Source organism: Methanothrix sp., assembly GCF_030055635.1.
In the GTDB taxonomy this organism is placed as follows: Archaea; Halobacteriota; Methanosarcinia; order Methanotrichales; family Methanotrichaceae; genus Methanothrix_B.
This window is the reverse complement of record NZ_JASFYM010000015.1, coordinates 1-18,808: the sequence shown is the minus strand read 5'-3', so window position 1 is coordinate 18,808 and position 18,808 is coordinate 1. Positions and strand designations below refer to the sequence as shown.

At 53.7% G+C, this 18,808-nt stretch carries 19 protein-coding genes and 1 tRNA gene; 11 read left to right on the top strand and 9 right to left on the bottom strand.

The window, feature by feature from the left end; translation table 11 throughout:
* Positions 1-49 precede the first annotated feature (49 nt).
* Complete coding sequence (locus QFX31_RS07025) at positions 50-964, top strand: UDP-2,3-diacylglucosamine diphosphatase (protein WP_348531404.1); 915 nt, start codon at positions 50-52, stop codon at positions 962-964.
* Positions 965-1,244: 280 nt separating this feature from the next.
* On the opposite strand, the gene QFX31_RS07020 is transcribed toward QFX31_RS07025, so the two are convergent.
* The 4 genes from QFX31_RS07020 to QFX31_RS07005 form a co-directional block, all read right to left on the bottom strand.
* Positions 1,245-1,329: transfer RNA gene (locus tag QFX31_RS07020), tRNA-Ser, on the bottom strand.
* 127 nt (positions 1,330-1,456) lie between these two features.
* Positions 1,457-1,819 (bottom strand): CBS domain-containing protein, encoded by a 363-nt coding sequence (locus tag QFX31_RS07015; protein WP_348531403.1) that lies wholly within the window; start codon positions 1,817-1,819, stop codon positions 1,457-1,459.
* 208 nt (positions 1,820-2,027) lie between these two features.
* Positions 2,028-2,693, bottom strand: a complete 666-nt coding sequence (locus tag QFX31_RS07010; RefSeq protein ID WP_348531402.1) for a metallophosphoesterase — start codon at positions 2,691-2,693, stop codon at positions 2,028-2,030.
* Positions 2,694-2,836: 143 nt separating this feature from the next.
* Complete coding sequence (locus tag QFX31_RS07005) at positions 2,837-3,409, bottom strand: DNRLRE domain-containing protein (protein WP_348531401.1); 573 nt, start codon at positions 3,407-3,409, stop codon at positions 2,837-2,839.
* Between the two features lie 211 nt (positions 3,410-3,620).
* On the opposite strand from QFX31_RS07005, the gene QFX31_RS07000 reads away from it, so the two are divergent.
* The 7 genes from QFX31_RS07000 to QFX31_RS06970 all read left to right on the top strand — a co-directional run bounded on the left by QFX31_RS07000 (position 3,621) and on the right by QFX31_RS06970 (position 9,103).
* The gene (locus tag QFX31_RS07000) at positions 3,621-4,217 is read left to right on the top strand and encodes an METTL5 family protein (RefSeq protein ID WP_348531400.1); all 597 of its coding nucleotides are present in this window, start codon (positions 3,621-3,623) and stop codon (positions 4,215-4,217) included.
* Between the two features lies 1 nt (position 4,218).
* The gene (locus QFX31_RS06995) at positions 4,219-4,812 is read left to right on the top strand and encodes an exosome complex RNA-binding protein Csl4 (protein ID WP_348531399.1); all 594 of its coding nucleotides are present in this window, start codon (positions 4,219-4,221) and stop codon (positions 4,810-4,812) included.
* 10 nt (positions 4,813-4,822) lie between these two features.
* Positions 4,823-5,098 carry a DNA-directed RNA polymerase subunit L gene (locus QFX31_RS06990; RefSeq protein ID WP_348531398.1) on the top strand — a complete coding sequence of 92 codons (276 nt, stop codon included), beginning with the start codon at positions 4,823-4,825 and terminating at the stop codon, positions 5,096-5,098.
* Between the two features lie 11 nt (positions 5,099-5,109).
* Complete coding sequence (rtcA, locus tag QFX31_RS06985) at positions 5,110-6,108, top strand: RNA 3'-terminal phosphate cyclase (protein WP_348531430.1); 999 nt, start codon at positions 5,110-5,112, stop codon at positions 6,106-6,108.
* Positions 6,065-6,760 (top strand): DUF5803 family protein, encoded by a 696-nt coding sequence (locus tag QFX31_RS06980; RefSeq protein WP_348531397.1) that lies wholly within the window; start codon positions 6,065-6,067, stop codon positions 6,758-6,760. The genes rtcA and QFX31_RS06980 overlap by 44 nt, the downstream gene beginning before the upstream one ends.
* 861 nt (positions 6,761-7,621) lie before the next feature.
* On the top strand, positions 7,622-8,464 hold the full coding sequence (locus QFX31_RS06975) for a UbiA family prenyltransferase (RefSeq protein ID WP_348531396.1): 843 nt from the start codon (positions 7,622-7,624) through the stop codon (positions 8,462-8,464).
* Positions 8,465-8,668: 204 nt separating this feature from the next.
* The gene (locus QFX31_RS06970; RefSeq protein WP_348531395.1) at positions 8,669-9,103 is read left to right on the top strand and encodes a dCMP deaminase family protein; all 435 of its coding nucleotides are present in this window, start codon (positions 8,669-8,671) and stop codon (positions 9,101-9,103) included.
* Between the two features lie 126 nt (positions 9,104-9,229).
* Here QFX31_RS06970 and QFX31_RS06965 read toward each other — a convergent pair whose 3' ends face one another.
* From QFX31_RS06965 to QFX31_RS06945, 5 genes are all read right to left on the bottom strand, one after another.
* Positions 9,230-10,492: an NDP-sugar synthase gene (locus QFX31_RS06965; protein WP_348531394.1), complete on the bottom strand. Its 1,263-nt coding sequence runs from the start codon at positions 10,490-10,492 to the stop codon at positions 9,230-9,232.
* 114 nt (positions 10,493-10,606) lie between these two features.
* A complete protein-coding gene (locus QFX31_RS06960; protein WP_348531393.1) occupies positions 10,607-14,257 on the bottom strand; it encodes an LAGLIDADG family homing endonuclease in 3,651 nt (1,216 codons plus the stop codon).
* A gap of 512 nt (positions 14,258-14,769) precedes the next feature.
* On the bottom strand, positions 14,770-15,216 hold the full coding sequence (locus QFX31_RS06955) for a hypothetical protein (RefSeq protein WP_348531392.1): 447 nt from the start codon (positions 15,214-15,216) through the stop codon (positions 14,770-14,772).
* A gap of 351 nt (positions 15,217-15,567) precedes the next feature.
* Positions 15,568-15,744: a hypothetical protein gene (locus tag QFX31_RS06950; RefSeq protein WP_348531391.1), complete on the bottom strand. Its 177-nt coding sequence runs from the start codon at positions 15,742-15,744 to the stop codon at positions 15,568-15,570.
* A 484-nt stretch (positions 15,745-16,228) separates the two neighbouring features.
* Positions 16,229-16,363: a hypothetical protein gene (locus QFX31_RS06945; protein ID WP_296610568.1), complete on the bottom strand. Its 135-nt coding sequence runs from the start codon at positions 16,361-16,363 to the stop codon at positions 16,229-16,231.
* 206 nt (positions 16,364-16,569) lie between these two features.
* Here QFX31_RS06945 and QFX31_RS06940 point away from each other — a divergent pair, with 206 nt between their 5' ends.
* From QFX31_RS06940 to QFX31_RS06930, 3 genes are all read left to right on the top strand, one after another.
* On the top strand, positions 16,570-17,094 hold the full coding sequence (locus QFX31_RS06940; protein WP_348531390.1) for a tRNA (cytidine(56)-2'-O)-methyltransferase: 525 nt from the start codon (positions 16,570-16,572) through the stop codon (positions 17,092-17,094).
* A gap of 89 nt (positions 17,095-17,183) precedes the next feature.
* Positions 17,184-18,257 carry an ATP-grasp domain-containing protein gene (locus QFX31_RS06935; RefSeq protein WP_348531389.1) on the top strand — a complete coding sequence of 358 codons (1,074 nt, stop codon included), beginning with the start codon at positions 17,184-17,186 and terminating at the stop codon, positions 18,255-18,257.
* A gap of 270 nt (positions 18,258-18,527) precedes the next feature.
* A partial coding sequence (locus QFX31_RS06930; RefSeq protein WP_348531388.1) for a formylmethanofuran dehydrogenase subunit E family protein occupies positions 18,528-18,808 on the top strand: 281 nt, incomplete at its 3' end.

The window sequence follows — 18,808 nt, the reverse complement described above, 5'->3', positions numbered from 1 at the left end:
AATTATGTGTTAGTGCTGAAGTGGGGGCAGCTGAAGGGGTGTAGCTCTTATGTCAATTGCTGTGATCTCTGATACGCATTTCGGCTCAAAGTGCTCTGCTCTTTCAAGGCGCGATAATGTCGATTACCTCATATGGGAGCTCTGGAGGTACGGGGAAGGTATCGATGAGGTCGTGCTTCTCGGCGATATCCTCGATCTCTGGCGGGTACGGATGGAGAGCGCCATCCGTGATGCCAGCTATTTCTTCAGGCGGCTGGACGAGCTGGGCGTGAGGGTAAGCTATGTGGTGGGCAATCACGATCACCACATGACGATCATACGCCAGGAGCTATCCCTTCTCGAGAGGGCTGCGAGGGGCGAGCCGTTCGCAGTTTACCTTCCCAACCTGAAATGGTCGATGAATCTTGCGGGACTTAAGATGACATTCCATTATCCCACGTATGAGATTGTGATTGGGGGCAGGCGTCTTCTGTTCACACACGGACACCATCTGGACGGGATCAAATCACTCCCTGCGCAGATATTCGAGGGCTTACGCAGGCTCTCGGGGGAGCCTGTGCTTCCTGCGGATCTCGAGAGGATGATGGCATATGCCTATGAGAGCATCTACAGGTCCTGCTACCTGGGGGAGGCTGTGGAGATCGAGGAGTCGCTCTGGAGGGTCACCGGAATATTTGAAAAGGTGAGATCTGGAGTGCTCAGGACGCTGAGATACAGCCCTGTTGAGTCCCAGTACGACGCCATCCTCAGGTTCATAAGAGAGCGACACCCGGGCAGGGTCGATTGCTTCATCTACGGCGATACGCATCAGGCCGCGATCTACAGAAGGGACGAAGAGCTGCTGATCGCAAATGCGGGCTCGCTCGCGGATGGCGGCGGTAACACATACCTAATAATCATAGATGATGAGATCCGCCTGAGAGGATTCGGCATGCAGGAGCCGCTGATGAGAATGTGTATGTGAAACACCATTTCGTTCTGCACGCAAAGACCATGTCATTAGGTCAAACTGCTCACAGCCGTTTAAAACGACACCCTCAATGCGTCCCGATCTGTTCACGTGAGTTCCTATCGGTCCGATCGCCGGAGTCTGCGCCCGCTGTGTTCTACCAGTCAGCAGCTGAATTCCTTAGAGGATTCCTATCAACCTCCTGTTCAATGATCTGGGCATGTCGCTGCATGCTTTTATCAAAGGAGTTTTATACCAAAATACTTGGTTTTTAGGAATCCTCCTTAAATTTGAGCGCCGAGGGAGGGATTCGAACCCTCGATCCCCGAAGGGGAACAGGTTTAGCAAACCTGCGCCCTACCTGGCTAGGCTACCTCGACACCTGTGACCAAATCATGCCAGCCGTGCACCGTTCGCGCCACTTCTCGCGCACGGGCATGCGCCTCCAGTACTTGACAGAAGCGCAAGAGTATGCGTCTCCACCTTACCATAAATAGATATCGTTAATTACCTCACGCACCGCAGGAGGTCCTTGCTTGTGATTATGCCAACAAGCGCCCCCTCCTGTACCACCGGAAGACGGCGTATGTTGTGGCGCACCATGAGCTCAGCCGCCTCTCTTGTGGTTGCCTCTGGGGAGATCGTGACAAGCGGAGCTGGAGTCATTATATCCGCTACGCAGACCTTCTCAGGGTCCAGGCCGGCTGCAAATACCTTCTTGAATATGCGACTTGTTGTGACGATGCCCTTTACCTCCTTGAGAAGGCCCCCCTCTGCGACGATCACGCAGCCCTTCGGGCCGCTGGCCATCAGCCTTATCGCATCTATGACCTTCGCGTTCGGCGGCACTGTGAGCACCGGATAGCTCATCAAATCCATAACCCTTGCAGGCATATCACCACTTCCGCCAAGCATTCGTTTTGGCAACACGCCTATAAATACTGACGCTCTTGTGTGTTCAGCAACTTAGAGGGCAAGCAAACAGGTCGCAGGAAGCACACATTCATTTTCAAGAGCGCATAGCAGGGACCAGTGCCTTTTCTGGCAAGTCATCATACTGAAAGGACGAATAGTGAATCTATTCTGCCCTCAGCCATTCCACATCAAGACCATCAAGATCTATAAGCGCAGCATGCCCCATGCGCGCCTCTCCCACGTTAACCACAAGTGTGCCCCCGAGAGCAGAGGCGCCCCGATCCTCGTGGATGTGGCCGCATATCACCAGATCAGGCTGATGCTCCTCAATCACCCGCCTCAGGCCAACACTCCCAGACAGCTCTCCGTTGTACAGGCGATCTCTCACGCCCCTGGGCGGCTGATGGACCACCACCACCCGACGCTCGAGATCGCGAATCGAGTGAAGAAGATCCGTCAGTGTCCTGTAGAGATCCTCATCGCTGTGGTAGTACCTTGTCGGATCCCCGATCCTCCTGGGGTTCCTCGCCACCATCCCGCCCATGCCCACAAACCCCACGTTTCCCACTACAAAAGAGGATTTGTGGATCGGTATGAGACCGTGGCTCCGCCAGAGATCCTCCGCGAATGTCCTGGGGTCCATGTTGCCTGGGACTATGAGCTTCATCTGCGGAAAACGGGAGAGCTCATCGAGAACATATACCGCATCCTCCGGTCTCCCATCATCGTGAAGATCTCCTGCTATCACCATCAGATCCGCAGGGCATCCTTTCAGAAACTCCAGTCTCCAGGATGCATCATGAACATCAGCTATGCAGAGCAGCCGCATAGGAAACCTCCTCGCTGAACATCACAGTAGATCATGATATTGGTATGGGATTTGGAGGTTTCTGTCATCACCTGAGAGCAACAGATGCCCTGCCTGTGGATCGTAGCGAATATCTCAAAAAAGAGGGCGTGCAGCTCGCTGAGCTACATTCCGCCGACGTACCTGAGCTCTGTTGAGTCTTTTGACGCCTCAGAGGAGGCCAGGCCGATCGACGCATCCCCTTCAGCGACGATCTTCAGACCGTACGGACAGCCCTCAGTGCATGTCCTCACAGCCTCCTTGATGATGTCGGTGGCATCAAGCGTGTACTCCCCTGGGGAGTCGATCTCGATCTCTGCAGATACATTCTCCACAGCCTCAGGGGCATCCTCCCATGCGATCTCAGGGCTGATATATCCATGGACGAAGTACACCTTTATGATGCCAGGTTTCTCCACCTCAGAGACCGTCAGCTTCAGTGTTGCCGTGGAGATCTGATCTGGAGAGCTGATGCCCTGGTTGCCGAACGCATTGATGAATCCGATGTACGCGATCTTCAGCGGCTCACCTGCAGCTGATGCGACCCACAGCGTGGTCGCATCCCCGAACGTCGCATCCGGATTCTCTCTGTCCACATATGTATCAGCATCAAGACCTGCCGTGAATGTGCCAGCAAAGGCCGACCCCAGCAGGAGGAAAAGCATCAATGCTGCATAGACAAGTTTCAAACCAAACACCTCATGCCCTGATGACCCCTATAAATTAAAAAGATTTGTGTTCATCTCGGATCTATATGAGATCTATACGATCACCTGCTGCTACTTGGCCGGTGTATGATATCGGCAAATATCGATGCATTTACTCTGCCAGGACTTCAGTTGTTTGCCATCGATGCATGATGAAAATCGTGGGATCGGATAAATATGGCCTCAGACAACATCCGTGGCGATGAGAAAGAGACAGCTTGAGATCCTGCTCCAGCGTGTGAGGGGCTTCCCGAGCCCCTCTGCAGCGATGGAGCAGTACATGACCCCGCCGTCGCTCGCATCGGATCTGCTCCACATCGCTCACATGAGGGATGAGCTATCCCAGGTCCTGGATCTCGGCTGTGGCACAGGCATCCTGGCGATCGGGGCCGCGCTTCTGGGAGCGAGGGCATACGGAGTGGATATCGATCCCCAGGCGCTGAGGATCGCGCGTGAGAATGCTGAGATGCTCGGCGTGCACGTGGATTTTATCCTGGGGGATATCGAGCGAATCGCGTTTCGCAGGGTGAAAACTGTAATAATGAATCCACCATTTGGCGCACAGCACGCCAGCCGCGGCGATCGGGCGTTTCTCAGGAGGGCGGTGGAGATCGCGGATGTTATATACACCATCCACAATGCAGGAAGCCTGAACTTCGTTCGCAGCTTCGTCTCTCCCTGCAGGGTCGAGGAGGTCTATAAAGCAAGGATTCCAATTAAAAGGATGTTCGATTTCCACAGGAAAGATGTCGAATGGATAGAGGTTGAGTTATATAGGATTGTGTGCAAACAGCGATAAGATGTCAGGCACAACCGATGAAGTCAAGGATAAGCAGATGGGTGGAGCCCTGGTCCTGCCGGGCGACAGGATAGGCTCGGCAGAGGAGTTCGTCCCGGGGCACGATACATACGTCTCCGGCGGCAACATATACGCATCAACCACAGGCGTGGTCGATATCGATCCCGAGAGCCGCCTTGCGAGTGTGATACCGAGAAGCAACGCTCTGCCCAGGGTGGAGAACGGGGATATCGTCGTCGGAGAGGTTGTTGATATAAAGGAGAATCTTGTTATACTTTCGCTTGCGTTCAAGAAGGGCTACGAATCCAGGCCGCTTCCAGAGCTGGACGCAACCATACACATATCAAATGTCAAGAGCTCCTATGTCAAGGACCTGAAGCAGATGTTCAGCCTCAGAGATATCGTCAGGGCAAAGGTCATAGATGCTAGACAGATGCGGCTCTCGACCGAGCCGGAGGACATGGGAGTGATAAAGGCTTACTGCAGCAGCTGCACGACACCGCTAGTAAAAAAAGACGGCCGCCTGGAGTGTCCTGAATGCAAGCGCACGGAGATGAGAAAGCTGAGCACCTACTACGGCACAGGGCTTGTTTAGGGGGCATGCATTGAACCTGAAGGTTCTGAAGAAGACAGAGGATGAGCTCAGGATAGAGTTCGAGGGGGAGCGGCACACGCTGCTCAACCTCCTGAGAAGCGAGCTGCTGAAGGATGATAGGGTTGTGATAGCCACCTACGACGCGAAGTTCCCGATAATGGACAACCCGGTCTTCAGGCTCAAGACAAGGGGCGCGGATCCTCTCGACGTGATCAGAGATGCATCCGCCAGGATAGCGGATCTCTGCGAAGAATTTCTAAGAGAGTACGATGAAGCAGTGAGATGAATAAGCCGCAGATGATAGAGATCGATGGCTCGTACGGTGAGGGCGGCGGCCAGATCGTGAGAACCTCTGTGGCGCTGTCAGCACTCACCGGCATCCCAGTAAGATTAAAAAATATCCGCCGGAACAGGCCGAAGCCCGGGCTTGCGGCGCAGCATGTTAGAGCCATCGAGGCCCTGGCAAGGATATCGGGAGCTGAGACCAGAGGGGTGCATCTCGAATCTGAAGAGATCGAGTTCATCCCCGGCAGGATCTCTGCAGGAAGCTATGATGTGGATATAGGCACCGCTGGGAGCGTAACGCTGCTGATACAGTGCGTGCTTCCGGCGCTCACAGCCGCAGAGGGGCCTGTCACAATTACAGTCAGGGGCGGCACAGACGTCCGGTGGAGCCCGACCGTCGACTATCTGGAGCATGTGGCACTTCCAGCGATGCGGCTCTTCGGTGTCACTGCGAGCTTCAGGTGCGAGCGGCGCGGATACTATCCAAGGGGCGGAGGGGTTGTGGTGCTGAGCACAAGGCCGTCCAGGCTCAGGCCTGCCAGGGTGGATGTCGTTGATAAGATAATCCGCGGGATATCACACTGCGGCTCCCTTCCGGAGCATGTGGCAACGCGTCAGGCTGATGCAGCGCTCGATCTCCTGAGGGAGAACGGATATGATGCAAGGATAGATGTGCAGATCGTGAGCTCGTCGTCTCCTGGCAGCGGGATAACGCTCTGGTGCGGGTTCAGGGGATCAAGCGCCCTCGGCGAGAGGGGTGTGCGCGCAGAGGACGTCGGGAGAGAGGCCGCGAATTTCCTCATCGAGGAGCTGAACGCCGGGGCATCGGTGGACGTGCATCTTGCGGATCAGCTCATACCGTACATAGCGCTCGCCGGTGGTGAGTACACTACACGTGAGATCTCGAGCCACACCAGAACAAACATCTGGACGGCGCAGAGGATCCTGGGGTGCAGGATAGATATCGATGAGGGCGAGGTCTTCAGGATACACAGCACCGGCTCAGGCTGAGAATCGGGCAGGAGGATGTTCATCATCCCGCTTCGATCGCACGGCGCTTTTCGCGCTTGCTCTATCTCTTCTCATCCTCACCTCAGGCTCCAGATCCCTTGAGCTGAACAACGCTACGGTTGTGGATCTGGCCGGAGGCAGAGCTGTGATAGAGCAGCCTGTGTCCGGAAAGACCTTCAACATCACAGCCATAGCCAGGATCGAGAACATATCTGTGATTCGCAACTCACACACTGTGAGATGCAGCGTGGACGAGAGCTTCTGGAGGGGCGTTTACAGGTACAGGATCACAGCTGAAGAGACAGTGTCCGGTATTTTGAGATACGAGTCGCCACTGAAGGGACAGCAGTTCGTATCTCCTGTAATTCTCAGCGGAACGGTCGCTGTCGTGATTCCGGAGGGGTACACAACCGGCGCCAGGGCTCTTGGAATTCCCAGACCGGAACCGTATGAGATCATCAGGGGGAACCGCACGGTTGTTCTCTGGAGTCTCGAGAGGGACTCAATCGTAGAGGTCAGCTTCTACAGGAATGACGCCCCGCAGATCCTAGGATACTTCTTTGTGCTTCTCCTGGCTGCTGGTTTATTCCTGGCTGCGGGATACTACTCAAGCATCAGAAGGCTTGATGCCATGCGGAGAGGGTTGAGGTAGGAGGAAGAGCTGCCGCTTCATGTGCCCACGCTCCTGCTTCTTCCTGGGCCCACGTGATTTAGAAGTCTATCAGAACTTCATCAGCAATCGACTGCGCGTAGCGAGTACCTCTTGCTTTCATGACATACTCCATCGAGGGCGGCTGTTTGATGTGAAGGCTCATCTCTGCGAGTTATCGGAGAGCTGGATTTTCGGGATCGATGAAGCATACTCTTTCGTCATTCTCACTGCTCCGCTAATTCACCTGGATGAGCCGAGCTTAATTCAGTTTTACATGCCATGTGTTAGCAGAGATCGGTAGTCTACCTTCATTGAGTTGATCTTGATGGCCGGCTCCTCAGATGTGTTTATTCTGAACAACGTCGGCATGGAAACCGACATCATTGGATCTGTAAATAATTGTCCGGCGCCATACAGCGTGGTTGAAGGCTGCGAATCGCCTGAAGCTATTGCTTTTGCACTTATCCACACGTCGTAGGTAGACTACCCAGAGATCTAACTTAGAAATAACTTCACCCTCAGGCAAACCGGCTCGCGAACCTCCTGTGGGGCAAGGAGCCGCAGAGAAAGAGCATCTGATCGCAAACTTCTGTGAAATTATAACAAGAAATGAGCTGCGAATTTCTCAGTTTTCGTAAGTACAAACAGTACAGGCAACATGCAGACAAACATAAATTCGATCCCAACCAGAATAATACAATAATTCTCGACGATTTTTGCTCAAATAACGCAATTTAGCTATTTTCAAGCAAAATTTACCGATTAAAAGAGATAATTTTCAAATTCGGTCCAAATTCACATCGGTTTATGACATGGAGCAACCAGTTTCGTGAGGTAATTCCATTTAAGTTTTTTTATCTGGTGTGCAGAGATGCGGTAGATGCTGCGGAGAGGCTGCTCGCCTTCCTGGCTGTGACCTCTCTCTTCATCGGGGGAACAGGCTTCTTCAAAACATACATGGCGAGCGTTCTTCTTGGAATCGAGCCGAGCATGGCGATCTGCTTTGCGGTATTTCTCGTCTCCTTCAGTGTTTACACGCTGGACAAGCTCGTGGATCTCGACAGGGACGTCTCTAACATGCCGGCGAGGAAGCAGTTCCTCTACTCGAGGAGGCGGATATTCCTGATCCTGGCGCTCTCTGCTTACCTTGCAGCCGCAATCATAATTGCTTATGTGAGACCTGCAGCTCTGCCTCTTGTGTTCGTGCCGGTGATCGCAAACGCTTTTTACGGTATGCGTCTCCTTCCGTGGCTTCCGAGGCTGAAGGACATACCGGTGATGAAGAACATCGTGGTGGGGTCCGCATGGGCAGTGGTAACGGTGCTGATTCCGGTGATCCACAGCGGCCACACTGCCACATGCGTGCTCGTGCTGTACTTCATATTCATCAAGACGTTCATCGACACGGTTCTCTACGACATACGCGATGTCGCTGGCGACAGGATCAGCGGCGTGCGCACGATGCCTGTGATTCTCGGGGAGACGCCGACGGTTCTTCTGCTGCTCATCCTGAACACAACGATCCTGCCGGTCTCGCTACTCCTTCCGGGAGATGGCAGAGAGATCGCCCTGGCGCTCACCATCTACGGATACGCATACATCGCATACCTGAGGAGGAGACGGAACCCTGTTGTTCTCGATCTGCTGGTCGAGGGGGAGTGGATGATGGCATGTGTGGCGCTGTACATGCTGAATGCTGCGTAGTGGTGCGATTCCAGGTGAAGGATCAGAGACTTCAGATCATCGATCAAGATCAGCAAGCCTCACACAATAGACTCTGAGAACCACGTCCTCTCCTCCACGCAGAGCCAACTGATATCCGCTCCACAAACATTTTTCATGAAAGCTGTAGCGCAGATATCCCAGCGACCGGAAGCAATATCAATTTCTCCGTTTGATATCAAACCAATGGACAGACCAGGCCTGGACGAGTACTTCATGGAGATTGCATCGGTTGTGGCAAAGCGATCCACATGTCTCAGAAACAGGGTGGGCGCGGTGATTGTGCGGGACAAACGCATCCTCTCGACAGGCTACAACGGAGCTCCGACAGGACTTGAGCACTGCGATGTTGTGGGATGCCTGAGAGAGAAGGTGGAGAGCGGGACCAGGCATGAGCTCTGCCGCGCGGTTCATGCGGAGCAGAACGCCATAATCCAGGCCGCCCTCCACGGGGTGAGCATCGAGGGCGCGACGCTCTACTGCACACACCAGCCATGCATACTCTGCGCCAAGATGATGATAAACGCGAGAATACGCAAGGTTGTGTACAGAAACCAGTACCCCGATGAGGGAGCTCTGCGGTTTCTGGAGCAGGCTGGGATAGAGGTCGTCAGGATCTGATAGCAGTAGGGCGCAAACCCCGGCCTACAGGCCTGAGAGGAAGTCCCCCTCTCCGAGTATGCAAAATGGGCCGTATCGGAAGGCCTTATCGGAAGAGTTCTTGTGAGGAATCCCCTCGACCGCAGATCACCTGGAGGTGAAATAGATGTTCCTCTCGTCCGAGCCGAGCTCGAGGAACTTGCCGGTGGCGAGGATCATGTGGCTGTACCTCAGAGGTGCAACCCTGGTGCCTGGGCCCACAACAGATTCTTTCTGCAGCCGGACATTGTCGCCGATCACAGGTATGCCCTTCCGACCATTGGACTGATCCGCGTCCAGCACGCTGTGCGCCTCGATCGTGGAGTACCTGCCCACAACAGCGCGGTTCAGCCGAACTCCATGCATTATGTTGGAGAAGCTCATGACCGCGCTGTTTCTTATCTCAACATCCCTCTCGATCATGCATGTGTGGCCAACATGCGAGTTCTCTATGACGACCCCGGGCTCGATGCGGCAGTCCCTCCCTATGAAGACGCTGCCCCTGAGCTCGATATCGCCGCGCTCAAGCATGCGACCTATGCGCCTCAGAGTCGATGGGTGTATCCACTGATTCTCCCTGTACGGGTGCCGGAAGGTGAAATGCCGCACATTTCCGGAGAGGACATTCATTGTGGCCTGGAGAAGCCTCTCCGGGGTGCCGATGTCTATCCAGTAGCCCCTGAGAGGATATCCGTAGACATCGTAGCCGTTCTCGGTGAGATACGGTATGAGATCGCCTCCGATATCGCGGGACTTGTCGCCCATCTCTGCGAGGACCTCTCTTATCTCAGGGGAGAATATGTAGAACGCTGTGTTTATCATCCTGCTCGGCTCCGTGCCCGCCTTCGGCTTCTCGATGAACCGCCTTATGCGCATATCGCTCTCCAGCTCCGCCACCCCGTACTGTGAGACGCTCTCCTCGCTGGGAAGCTCCTTCAGCGCGACGGTGAGAATCGGATTCCTGCGCCTGTGATATGCTATGAAGTCCTCCAGGTCGATATCTATGAGATTATCTCCGGAGACGACCAGGACATCCTCATCGATGGAGAAGTACCGCATGCAGTACCTGAGGGAATCTGCGCTGCCATGGTCCTCGTACTGCGGCTGGTAGCTGAACTCCTCATGGTCGTCTATGCCAAGACGCTTGAAGAAACCCTCTCCCGCCTTGAAGTAGTTCGACAGGGCAAGCGTGTTCTCGAATCCCTTGCTGCCCAGTATGAACCTCCTGCACCCCTGGATGGCGAGAACTCTGAAGAGGACTGCTATTATCGCAGTGTCGCATACCTCCACCAGGGGCTTCGGCTGGCAGAGCGTGAGAGGGTATAAGCGTGTGCCCCCTCCGCCGACTGTTGCTATGACCGGCGGTGGCATGAATGCAGGTGGCACTTCGTAAATATTAAGACTATCGCTCAGATCTCTCGCTTCATCCATCCGAAGAATATTCAGCAATCTGCTTGCAGTGGACGGGAGACAGCTCAGCCTTCGTCACACAGCCCGCAGGGTGCCCCTGCTTGTCTGTATCAGGGAACCCTCCTGCCTCAGGCGCGAGATTATCTCCTCAGCCCTCTCCCTGTCTATGCCCTCAGCCTCTGCCCTGTCTAGAACATCATCGATCTGGGCGCCCTCCTTACCGCCGAGCTCCCTGACTATGTTCAGCATCAGCTTTGTCTTGTCCCTGGTGCTCTTGCTGATACCTATGCTGATCACATCCGCATCCAGCATCCCGGTCTCCGGATCGACTCCCACCTTCTTCAGGCAGGACTCAACGATTCTTATAACACGATCGACGTCCTCTTCAGTGATCCGGTTGCTGAGCCTCAGCCTGGCGCTGGCCTCCCCGAGACGTATGAGAGCCTCGAGCTGTCTCGCCGTGACAGGCACAGGCTTGTTTCCATCCTGCCCCTGGCTCCTGAGGTTGATGTAATACTCCTTGAACCGCTCCATCGCCACCTCAGTCAGCGTCGGGAATATGTTCTTCCTCGCATAGGCCACATACTTCCTGAGCAGCTCCGGCTCTATCTCAGGCTTTATGATCTCGGTGGCGCTCTCTATGTCCTCATCGTTTATTGATGGATTGATGCTCCTCTGGCTCGAGAGCTCTCCAGCGTAGTTGCTCCTCAGGATGTGCGTGGCTATGTGCGCATCCCTCTCAGCATTCGGCTCATCTGTCAGAACGAATATCAGGTCGAACCTGGACATCAGGGCTGGGGTGAGGTTTATCTGCGGCGCTATCGGTTCGTACTTATCGAACCTACCCATCTTCGGGTTCGCCGCTGCGAGCAGCGCGCACCTCGATTTCAAAGTTGCCATGACACCCGCCTTCGCGACGCTGATCGTGTTGTGAAGCACGAGACCATGGGAGATGAAGGTGTGGGTAGGCTCGACGGTTAGGTCATAAACGTAATCCGCCGAGTACTCTCCCTCGTTGGGTATGACTTCTACTTCCACGACCTTTAGATACCTGATGTCAGAGGAAAGTATGCGCCCAATAGCTGAAATTCTAGCATCTATATACTCTAAATGGGCTTGAATTTGTTGCCGGGCATATTCAGCGATCTCTTCGCGTCTTGCCTCGCTATATCCGCCCCGCTCATAGTAATCGATACTGCCCCGGGTCGTACCGATTATAGATGCTAGGTAATTCTGGGACCATCCAAGGGCGGATCTCATCTCAGACAGAGATACCTTTTTTGTCTCGTTGCCCACAACAGCCATCACTTCGTCATATCTATGTCTTAATTCCTGGAGGTAATTAGTAACAGTATCGATATTCAGTCCATAGCCACAGTTAATGTGCTCATTGAAGTATCCATCATTCACCAAACCTAAAGCCTTCTTGGCCTCTAGGATCTTTAGAGCTGTCTCTGTAGGAAGGACGTCATGATGCCTGAGGGATCTATTGCATGAGGACGTTATCCTTCTCATCCTCAGAAGCTTCTCATGGTCTGAGCTTGAGAAAAGTCCCTCAAACTTGGAATGGGAATCCCCCATTATGCAGACCTTGAACGCTTTCGCTTTTCTATCCTCAACTATTCTCGATGACACACCTAGTTTAAGCAGAAGATCCTGATAGTCTTCTGCAAGCCCCCTGGACACTGTCGAATAGGCTATTGATGTTGAATGCACGCACCCATCGCCTAGGAAGGCTGCGATTAGGTAATCCTGGATACAATTCTCTGTCCCCTTGAAGATGATCGCGGGTGCTCTTCTGTTCCGGCCTGTCCTCATTAGCTCAGGGAAGTTGGCCTCGAACCACCTGACAAGCTGGCTGGATATGAATCTTAGGGTTACTACACCGTCTGCCCTCTCGTTACGAGATGCTTTGATGCCAAAAGCATCCTCCATGAGGTGAGACATATCATCAAGAAGCTTGACATCCTTGTTTGAGAAGCCAATTTCATGGCTGGAACCCTTGTAGAAATGGCCCTTAGTGGTGAGATATCCCAGGATCTTAGAAAGTACAGGGTTGAGTCTCTTTGGAAATATCAGAGGCTTTTCACCTGGATGTTGCCTCTCTACTTCCCTCAGCTCGGGTTCGTCTGTGCTGCATTGAATCGATCTAGGCGCAGGCACAAAGCTTCCTTTCGTGACTTCACACGCTGGGATGCAAGCGATGCCGTCCCTGGCGATATACACAGGGTGCTCTGGAGTGACGATGATTTCTCGGCCGTTGGAGTACTTTATCTTGATGAAATGGTCTGGAGCACGATGCCTGCTAACTCTATCCACCGGCAGCTCGAAGATCCTACTTAAATCGGTGCTCCATACTTTGATATCTCCATTCAGAGGCAGCATCTCGCAATCCACTCCGCGGATGATTTCATCATGACGAGACTTCATCAGGCTATCTACGAACTCGCCGATGCGAACCTTGCGGCCGTCGGAAAGCTGTATCTCTGTGAGAGGATGGTAACTCTGCTGCTCCATGGCCTCGTGGAGAGCTGAGCGGTCGTCCGGGCTCATCTTGTCCATCTCATCCACCGCTGCGATGCCCTTATCAGCAAGCACCAGCGCCCCGGCCTCTATGGTCCACCTTCCATCACCGAGCTCATCCTTTATCGCAGTAGCTGTGAGACCGGCAGATGTCGAGCTCTTTCCAGATGTGTATATGCCCCTTGGGGAGAGCTTAGCCATGTACCTGAGAAGCTGTGATTTTGCAACCCCCGGATCTCCCACCAGCAGAATGTGGATGTCGCCCCTGATCCTTGCTCCATCGGGAAGACGCTTTGAGAAGCCAGAGACGAGCTGCAGGGCCAGGGCCTCCTTGACATCCTCGTAGCCGTATATGGAGGGGGCGATCGATCTCACGATCTTCCCGTAGATATCCGGATCCCTGCTCAGCTCCAGAATCCGCTTCTCATCCTCCGGAGATATCTCGATCTCCTCGAACTCCTGCTCCATCATCTCGATGCTGATCCCATCGAGAAAGAGATCGAAGTACGTGCTCTTCCCGCTCTGTGTCGTCCTCTGATACGATCTCAGGATCCCGTTGATTATCACCCTGTCTCCCGGGAAGATCCTGCCCACGAGATCGTCGCCGAGCTCCACGTCCAGGGTCTGGGGCTGCTCCCCTCCCCTGAGATCCTCTGGCGATTCCTGAACGCGAACCTTCTGCGCGTCGACGAACTGCGATCTCTTGGGGAGCAACCTGAACGGCCCTCTTCTGTCGCAGGCCTCGTTTGGGCACTCATACGGCTCTGTGAACTTCGTCCCTGACTGCTCAACATAAAAGACATGCCCGCACCGCTGACACTCGTATGCAGCCCTGACTATCTTCGGCCTGACCTCTGTCGCTGTCCTTACCTGGCCCTCGATGGCTATGAGCTTCCCGATGTGATCGCTTCTGAGATCCCTCGTCTTGAGGTGCTGCGGGAGGTTCACAACCCTCACATGCGCACCGCTCAGATCCACATCCACAGGAAGCACTATCTCCTGAAGGGCGGTGTGAGCGGCGTCCAGCATCACATCAGGATTCTCGAGAAGGTCGTCCGCGAACTCCGTGTCGTATCTGTCGAGATCCGCAAAATTCACGATCAGGCTTCTTGTCGATGGATACGACTCCGCAAGCTTCAGGAGATCGTCCCAGTACCTGGAGCGGATGAACTCCTCCCATTTTGAGATCGGATCGTACGACACAGACTACCCCCGACGAGAGATGGGCGAAATGGTATAAACCCTTCTCCATCGGATATGATGAGCTCCTGGAGAAAAACACTCCGCTCTTATCAATATTATGACTTGCCAGAAGAGGCACTGGTCCTGCCATGCGTTCTTGGAAAATGAATGCGTGATTCCAGCAGCCTGCTTGCTAGACCTCTGAGTTGCTGAGCACACAAGAGCGAAACACTCAGGGCTCAGACTTCACTCATGCGAATGAAAATGGTCCATAGCCTCTTTTTATGCCAAACGAAATCCTGGTAGTCTACCTTTGTTGAGTTGATCTTGATGAACCGGCTCCCTTAGATGTGTTTATTTTGAACAATGTCGGTATGGAAATCGACATCATGGGACCTGTTAATACTTCTCCGGCGCCCTGCAGCGTGGTTGATGGCTAAGAATCGCCTTGAGCTATTGCTTTCGCGCTTATCCACGCTTCTTAGGACTACCGAAATCCTCTGAACGGAGAATAGAGACAGCTGAAGAGAATTCTACAGCTTTGAAGCTGATTGTTTCTTTCTGCCGTAAGCCACGCTTTCCATGGATGGTGCAGGAAGCAGGCGGTACTCTCTGTTGTTTCTGTTCCCTCTCCTGTCTAGGAGCCCATCCTGGTGCATCCTGGAGAGGTAGGTCGAGACCGTGCTCAGCTTGATGTCATCCCGCACCGTCTCATACCGCTCCCTGAGCTGCTGGGATGTGAACCACTGATCACGGAACTCATATTTTATGAACTCAGCAAGGCTGTCCATCAGAGTCTTCGGCTGATCCTCCGAAACCGGCTGTGCCCTCCCAGAGATCACACCGGAGATATTCAGAATATCCACAATCTTGTCCGCCAGCATCTCACGTAATGCCGCTACATCCATGCACTTCTTGTCGAACTCAAACGACATGTTGGCCTTGAGACCATTATCGTCGATCTCTATTGAGATTTTCACAGACAGACCTCACATGTGGATCTGGAGTGCATGTATCTGACGGGGCTTGTCCCTGTTACATACACCTCGGCAACTCACAATGTGATCTGAACCAACCTGTATATTATACTTCGCTGCATTCTCAAGATCGACTGGTATTGTGAACAGCTTGATACGGCCTCTCATCGAGATCCAAGCCCCTGTATATCTTCTCCTGATAAATACACATGCGTAAGATCACATCTTAACTCAGATACTGACCTGAAGTACCTCGTGGATGCCCTTCAACATCCATTGTGGATATGCTGCAGTATAACTGCAGCACGAGGTCGCTTTTCCGCTGTCCGCCCCCTTCAAAGCGGACATTCATTGCTACTCCCTTCCGCATACAAAGCAGACCTTCAGGCTCCCTTCTTCCAGAAAGTCCAATCTGTAATAATTAACTCTGCACCTCCCCAGGTTGCTACCCCTTTTATGCCCGGTGATGACATTCAAATCGAATGCGATCACGCTCATCAGGCAGTGTTTTAGTCCCTTCTTAACACTCAAACATCATGGCACGATGGTATATAAACTTTACGAGAGTGCTAAGCTGTATTCACAGGTTAAATACAGTTTTTAATCTGCCTTTTTTGTATTCAGAGCCTTAAAATTCCTATTAGTAGTCTTAGTAGTATTCACAGACCTGATCCACTGTAGATTCATCCATTCACTCCCAGCACGAGGTGAATCGACACCTGTGAAATGCACGTGTTTTCGCGAACGTTCGCCCCCTGAAGGCTTCGCGACAGATATGTGAATTCACCCGCGCAGCTGTTAAATGAAGCGGCGCGCCCGAGGCGCGACAACCACGCTGATAAATGTCTATAAAAATAGTTTTCTCCAGTTCGTCTTCCTCTGGCGCACCTCTTACACACACCCCGCTCAGGGGTGAAACAGCCAATACAGAAGAGACCGCCGCAGAGCTGGCATGTGTAGAGCTTTGCAGCCCTGCCACATCCGGCACATATTCCAAAAAGCTCCATACTTCATATCACGATGCCTGATCAGGTGTGTAGTACTCCTCCACAAGCCACTCGCTGATCTCCTTGAGATACCTGCGCCTCCGCTCGTCCTCGAGAATGGCCAGGTAGATCTCAGGCAAATCCTCATCAAGATCTTCGTACATCTTTGTTTACTTGGCTGGAGGACCATTTAAAGCTGTCGAGCGCCTGGAAACCATCGCGAATGCCTGGCTGTGACTTCCTCTCCGGCCAGAAGGCCGGAGCTTGCACCCTGTTATTCTCTGTCAATCCACAGAGTGGCTGCTCTACAGCCTGAAGAGAAGTTCCCATACCCCAATCTCTATAAACCCGGTCTTCGGATTTTGAAATCATGCGAATAACCGTCCTCCGTCTGGGCCACCGCCCCGAGCGGGACAAGAGGATCACCACACATGTGGGGCTGGTGGCGAGGGCGTTCGGAGCCGATGAGATTCTCATCGATGGAAGAGATGAGGGCGTTGTTGAGAGCCTCAGAGATGTTGTGAACCGGTGGGGAGGATCATTCAGTGTTGCAGACGGCATCGTCTGGAGGGACGAACTAAGGAGATTCAGGGATTCAGGGGGAAAGATAGTGCATCTCACGATGTACGGGAGCAGGATCGATGATGTGATCGGGGAGATAAGATCCTGTGAAAGATTAATGGTCGTGGTCGGCGCCGAGAAGGTCCCGCCTGATGTTTACAACATGGCGGACTGGAATGTGGCAGTAGGAAACCAGCCGCACTCTGAGGTTGCAGCTCTCGCAGTATTCCTGGATCGTCTCTTCATGGGCAAGGAGCTGAACAGGGATTTCGGGGGAAGGCTGGAGGTCATACCCGCTGCCAGAGGAAAGGTGGTTCTGGAAAGGAGATCGTGAGGATCCATGTGGCTTGCACTACAGCCCGCTTCAGAGCTGAGGCCTCATCACCCCGGATCCGGGTGTAAGGTGGAACCGGAGAGATTCTGATGCGCATCCTGGTGATAGGCCAGAGCGTCCGGAATATCGCGCTCTCCGCGCGCAGCGCAGGCCACACTGTGGTCGCTGCGGACTGCTACTGCGATCTCGATCTCGTCGAGGCTGTGGAGGCTCACAGGCTCCGTATCGAAGATCTGTTTAATGCTGAGAGGGTAAATGCGATAATTGAGAGCGTCGATCCCGATGCAGTTGTCCTGGGACCAGGCGTTGAGACTGTACGCATAAACGGATACAGTGTGATGAACAACAGCCCTTCTCGAATTCTAAAGGTCTCGGACAAGCTCTGGCTCGCCAGATGGCTCGAGGATAGGGGGTATCCGCACCCGGCCACCTGGGAGAGAGAGCCCCCGAATGATCGCAGGATGATACTGAAGCCGAGGAGAGGCGCCGGCGGTTTCGGATGCAGGATCTTCGAGGGGGATGAAGTTCCCCCTGGATACATAGTCCAGGAGCTCGTGGAGGGAATTCCTGCGAGCGCCTCTGTGATATGCGACGGCTCAGATGCCAGAACCATCGTGGTCAACGAGCAGCTCTCGGGAACAGCATGGCTGAACGCGAATGAGTTCAGGTACTGCGGAAACATAACGCCACTCGACGTGGATGAGGATACGAGAAATCGCATCGCCCGCATCGCTGAGGAGATCGTCGCAGGGCTCGGGCTCGTGGGCTCGAACGGCGTCGACTTCATTCTGACAGAAAATGGGCCGGTAGTCATTGAGGTGAACCCGCGCTTCCAGGGCAGCCTCGATTCTGTGGAGCTCTCCACAGGGATCTCTGTATTCCAGGCGCACCTCAACGCCTTCGATGGGCGTTTACCTGAGGATGTGAGGAATACGCGCTTCGCAGGCAGGGCGGTCCTCTACTCCAGCGAGCGCATACGTGTGGATTGTGATCTAAGGAGGATTACCTCATGCATAGCAGATGTCCCTGCTCCCGGGTCGGTGATCGGGATGGGTGAGCCCATGCTCTCGATCCTCGCGATCGGCTCAGGGAGAGACACAGTGATGAGCGCCCTGAAAGAGAGAAGAGATGCGCTCGTCAGCAGCATCCAGCGGCATGGCTGAACATATGTTGTGGTTATGTGGTAGTCACGATAGACGAAGAGATCGGAGATCAGAACTCACCGGTCAGGAAGCCGCGGGTTGCATGAGATCCCGTTGCAGGTACACCACCGTGTACGAGGTCCCGATCACAGCGTGATCTCCCGATGCGATCGCCCCGGGTTTTGTCCCATGCTGACAGGGCAGCCCGCATGTGTTCTTTGCTGAACTCAGGCTGCTTGATCTGAGGAACCATCGCCAGATTGAAGTCCTGGATGTGATCAGTTAACACACATGGAAGACGATTTAAAAAGAGCGATCGAGTTTCACGGCCATATGTGCCCGGGTCTGGCGATAGGCTACAGGGTAGCGAAATACGTGAAGAATCACTATCGAAGATCCGAGGACGAGGAGCTCGTGGCTGTGGTCGAGAACAACTCATGCAGCGTTGATGCGATACAGCAGATGCTCGGATGCACCTTCGGCAAGGGAAACCTGATGTTCATCGACAACGGCAAGCAGGTCTTCACGTTCTACCACAGAGGCGACGGAAGGGCCATGAGGATCTACTTCAG